Source organism: Synechococcus sp. R6-5 (assembly GCF_047461775.1).
GTDB lineage: Bacteria > Cyanobacteriota > Cyanobacteriia > Thermostichales > Thermostichaceae > Thermostichus.
In genome coordinates this window covers 1-4616 of the sequence record NZ_JANSHV010000295.1, presented here as the reverse complement: position 1 = coordinate 4616, position 4616 = coordinate 1, and the positions used below count along the sequence as shown (strand labels likewise).

The window sequence follows — 4616 nt, the reverse complement described above, 5'->3', positions numbered from 1 at the left end:
GCAGTGTTCAGCGTAAATGTATCAGGCACAGGAGTCCGGCTCCTCTACTCTAGCCTGTCCCTGCAACCCAATCCCCTTCAAGAACTCCGTCCGAGTGGCGCGAACGGCCTCGTCGCCACAGGGTTGCGGTTCCCCTGCCCATGGCAACAACTCCGCCAGAGACAGGGCGGGTGACGGTAAGCAACAATGCTCTCTTAAATCCCTTAAATTCCCTTAAATCAAGTTGCCCAAGGGCTTTTCCACCCCGCACTCAAGTACAGGGCTACCAAGCTATTCCCTGGTGTAGTTTTGTAGAGTGTGTTATGGAGTTCGCCATCGGGACGGAGTCCCTGACAGTTGGACAAAGTCTGCAGGATCAGGAGCGCTCGATCTGAATCTTCTCGATTTCAATCCATTGAATCCATCTGAACCTATGTCTGTTTCCCCCCAACTGGCCCAACTGGCCACCTGGATGGCAGGGCACTTCAACAACCTGCAGCAGGCGATTGCAGAGCCCGTCTGGTTTGCCAACATTCATGTGTACCAATGCCCCTTGCCTTGGTCGGTGTTCCAGGGGGTGGGGTTTTACGTGGAGCAACTGTACGACATTTATCCTGAGCAGCCCTACCGGCAGCGGGTGATCCACCTCTTCGATACTCCAGATGGGATCCGGATTCAAAACTATGCTCTGACAGCTCCTGACTCCTACAGGTGCGCCGGTCGGGAGTTGTTGCTAAGCAACGCTTACGCGAAGGGGAAATTGGCCGGTCTGACAGCAGCGGAGTTGGAACTCTTGCCCGGCTGTATCACCCAGGTGGAATGGACGGGATCCTGCTATCGGGGCCGCAGCCTGCCCGGCAAAGGCTGTATTGTTGAACGCAAAGGCAGAACCACCTATTTGTACAGCGAGTTTGAGATCGGAGCCGACTACTTTCACAGCTTGGATCAAGGTCGGGATCCGGAGACCGATCAAGTGATCTGGGGATCCCTATCCGGGCCTTTTCGGTTTGTCAAAAAGCAAGATTTTTCCCAGTACCTACCGCAGTGGGCTGAAGTGCTGAACCATGAGGCTGTTGGAGCAACTGGTTGAGCAGCTGCGGGCGCTGGGGATCCCGTTCGCGTCGTCAGGACGGCGTTCCCGGCGAGAGTTGGTCTGGCTAACCCTGCGGTTGGCCTGGGAAAACGCGATGCGCTACCGGCTGTTTGGCCTGGCCTCTGAAATGGCCTATAGCTCGATGTTGGCGCTGTTCCCCTTCATCCTCACGCTCCTGACCGGGGTTGGGCTGTTTGTCGGCTCCTCTGAGCAAGCCTTCGAGCGCTTGATGGAGCAGTTGAGCCAAATTGCTCCCCAAGAGGCCCTGACGCTTTTGGATCGGTATGTGCGCGAGCTCCGCTTCGGGCAGAATCGGGGGTTGTTGTCGCTCGGCTTCTTGGGCACCCTGTGGGCTGCTTCTGGAGCCATGGGGGCGGTGATGACAGCTTTGGATCTCAGCCATGAGATCCCTCAAGATAGGCGCCGTCCCTTCTGGAGACGCAAGCTGATCTCGCTGGTTTGGATGCTCGCCACCTTGGGGTTGACCGGACTGGCCAGCTTGATCTTTTTGTTCAGTGCCAGCTTTTTGCGCTTCTTGTACAGGAAAGCGGGATTCTTAGCGCAGGAAGTTGGCGGGCCGACTCAGTTGGATCCCCTGCGAGAGCTGGGGTTGAACTTGTGGGGGATCCTCACCTGGCCGATTTCGCTGGGGTTGGTCGTCTTCTCCTGCTGGGTGCTGTATCGATTTGGCCCCAGCTTGCGCCGACCCCAAATGCCGATTTGGCCGGGAGCCATCGTGGCCAGCCTACTGTGGGTTGGGGTGTCTTGGGGGCTGCGGATTTACGTGGAGCACTTTGGGCAGTTCAACCAAGTCTATGGGGCGGTGGGGGCAGTTATTGTGCTGCTGCTCTGGGTTTGGCTCACTTCCTTGGCGCTGCTGTTTGGGGATCAAATCAACATCGCCCTCTACCAGGCGCAAAAATGGATTGAAGAACGGGATCCCTAGCCCTTACTCCAAATCCGAGTCATGGATGCAGACGGAAATTCTCTCACCCACTCCTGAGCACATTGCCGTAGCGGCGGCAGCCTTGCTGCGGGGCCAGTTGGTGGCCATCCCCACGGAGACGGTTTACGGCCTGGCGGGCAATGGCTTGGATGAGCAGGCAGTGGCAAACATTTTTGCCGCCAAGGAGCGCCCCCGCTTCGATCCCCTGATCCTGCATCTGCCGGCTGGGGTGACCCTAGAGCAGCTGCAGGGGTGGCTGGTGGATGTGTCGGCTTTTACTCCCACCGCCCGTGCTCTGCTGGGATCCCTGATCGACACCTTCTGGCCGGGGCCCCTAACCTTGGTGCTGCCCAAGTGTCCCACCGTGCCGGATCTGGTGAGCAGCGGGTTGCCTACTGTTGCCCTGCGGGTGCCTGCTCACCCGGTGGCTCAAGCTTTGTTGCAGGCGGTGCAAACCCCTCTGGCTGCCCCCAGTGCCAATCGCTTTGGCCGCATCAGCCCCACCTCAGCCCAGGCCGTCTATGCAGAGTTGGGAGGGCGGATCCCTTACATCTTGGATGGGGGAGAGTGTGCTGTGGGCCTGGAGTCCACCGTGCTAAAGCTCAGCCCCGAAGGGATCCCAACGCTGCTGCGCCCAGGAGGGATCCCACTGGAAGCCCTAGAAGCTCACCTGAAACTGCCCATCCGGGCCTCTGAGGACGGCAAAACGGGCCCGCCGGAAGCGCCGGGACGACTGAGCAGCCACTATGCCCCCAGTAAGCCCCTCCGGCTTTTGCCCACCCCTTTTGCCCAGCTTCAGCCCGGCGATTGGCAACAGGTGCAGCACCTGACAACCGGTCATTCCCACCTGGGCATCCTCAGCTTTGCCACGGATCCGCAGGCTCTGCTGAACACCCTCTCCCGCCATTGGCCGGGGATCACTTTCAGTTTGGAGTGTTTGGGTTCGGATCCCAAGGCAGCCGCCCGCGCCCTCTTTGCCAGCCTGCGCCGCCTGGATGAGGGAGATGCTACGCTCCTGCTGGCAGAGCCCCCACCCATCTCGACGGGGTTGGGCTATGCGATGATGGATCGGCTACGCCGGGCCAGCAGCCTTTCGCGTTAGCGTCGCTTAGCGATATGGAACTCTCCCCCCTCGTTGCCATCGTAATGGGCAGCGATTCCGATTTGCCCACCCTTGCACCTGCCGCCCAGGTGTGTGAGGAGTTTGGGATCCCTTACCAGATGCAGATCCTCAGCGCCCACCGCACCCCCGAGGCCATGGTAGAGTTTGCCCGCCGCGCCCATACCCAAGGGATCCGCGTCATTATTGCCGGGGCAGGGGGAGCAGCCCATTTGCCGGGGATGGTGGCGTCCCTCACCCCTCTGCCGGTGATCGGGGTGCCGGTGCTCAGCCCATCCCTGCAGGGGATCGACTCCTTATACTCGATTGTGCAAATGCCCAAAGGGATCCCGGTGGCCACGGTGGCCATTGGCAACGGCTACAACGCGGGTCTGTTGGCGGTGCAGATCCTAGCCAGTGGGGATCCCGATCTGCTCCGGCGGGTGATCGCCTATCGGGAAAGCCTAAAACAGGCGGTGCAGGAGAAAAACGACCAGTTGCAAACCCAAGGGTGGAAAGCCTACCTCGACTCTATAAAGCATAAGAGCATAATTTAAGGAGCGTTGATCTATCTTGCCGCTTGCAAAGGGTCAGGTGCGACAGAGTTTTGGGAGTTGCCATCGGTGAAGCATCAATCGGGTCGCCCTTCTTCCGGCCAGGGATCCTGGCCAGAATATCTGCAGCGGGTGGGGCGTGGGGCAGTGGAGACGGGATCCCAAGTTGCTCTGTGGATCCTATCGGGGCCGCAGTGGCGGGTTTTGGCTCTGTCGGCCTTGGCGTTGGCAGGGCTGGCCTTCTGGAATGGGCGGCTGGCGCTCTCTCTGGGGGTGGGCACCTTGGTGATGTTGGGGCTACAGGGGGTGCGCAGCCCTGAGTTCAACCGCCGCTGGCAGGAGTGGCAAGCTTGGTTTCGGCAGGCGGATCGCTGGCTTTTGCTGGCAATTGGTTCGGGAGCAGCCGCCACCTTGGGCACCTACACCCTCATCTCCATCTGGGCAGAATCCACCCAGCGTTGGCTGGCCACCGGTGCCATTCTACAGGGATTGGCCACTCTAGCCTTGTTGTCGCTGCTGTTTGGGGAGTGGCTCAGCCGCCGACAAGAGCGGCAACGGTCTCAATTGGAGCGCGACCTCAGCGACATTGCTTCTCCCGATCCCTTCCGACGGCTGGCGGGCGTTCGCCGCTTGCAGAGTTTAATGTCTCACTTGGATCCCGAGCAAACCCGGCTGGCGGTGGATTATCTGCGGTTGGCCCTCGACCAAGAGACGGTAGCGGTTGTGCGGGAAGCCCTGCTGGAGGCCCTACAGGGATGGGGGATCCTGCGCCGCCTCAACGATTTGACCAATCTCAAACACCCCAGCAGGGATCCCTCTTCAAACTAAGATAACGGCTGTCTTGGTCCTCAAGGGTTTGACTGGGATGATAAATTCAGTCCCTTGGGCAATCCGCCAAATAGATTGCTCACCTCAGGTTTAGCTAAACCGCCGAGAAGCCCCGCG

5 protein-coding genes are annotated in these 4616 nt (G+C 59.7%); all 5 read left to right on the top strand.

Annotated features, from left to right (window positions below):
- Positions 1-412: 412 nt before the first annotated feature.
- The 5 genes from NW818_RS13005 to NW818_RS12985 all read left to right on the top strand — a co-directional run bounded on the left by NW818_RS13005 (position 413) and on the right by NW818_RS12985 (position 4499).
- The gene (locus tag NW818_RS13005) at positions 413-1069 is read left to right on the top strand and encodes a chromophore lyase CpcT/CpeT (RefSeq protein ID WP_414424793.1); all 657 of its coding nucleotides are present in this window, start codon (positions 413-415) and stop codon (positions 1067-1069) included.
- Positions 1044-2018, top strand: coding sequence for a YihY/virulence factor BrkB family protein (locus tag NW818_RS13000; protein WP_414400745.1), 975 nt, complete (start codon positions 1044-1046; stop codon positions 2016-2018). The genes NW818_RS13005 and NW818_RS13000 overlap by 26 nt, the downstream gene beginning before the upstream one ends.
- Positions 2019-2043: 25 nt before the next feature.
- Positions 2044-3120, top strand: a complete 1077-nt coding sequence (locus NW818_RS12995) for an L-threonylcarbamoyladenylate synthase (RefSeq protein ID WP_414424792.1) — start codon at positions 2044-2046, stop codon at positions 3118-3120.
- A 14-nt stretch (positions 3121-3134) separates the two neighbouring features.
- Positions 3135-3674 (top strand): 5-(carboxyamino)imidazole ribonucleotide mutase, encoded by a 540-nt coding sequence (gene purE, locus NW818_RS12990; RefSeq protein ID WP_414351697.1) that lies wholly within the window; start codon positions 3135-3137, stop codon positions 3672-3674.
- 66 nt (positions 3675-3740) lie between these two features.
- Positions 3741-4499 carry a hypothetical protein gene (locus tag NW818_RS12985; protein WP_414424791.1) on the top strand — a complete coding sequence of 253 codons (759 nt, stop codon included), beginning with the start codon at positions 3741-3743 and terminating at the stop codon, positions 4497-4499.
- The last annotated feature ends 117 nt before the right edge of the window (positions 4500-4616 follow it).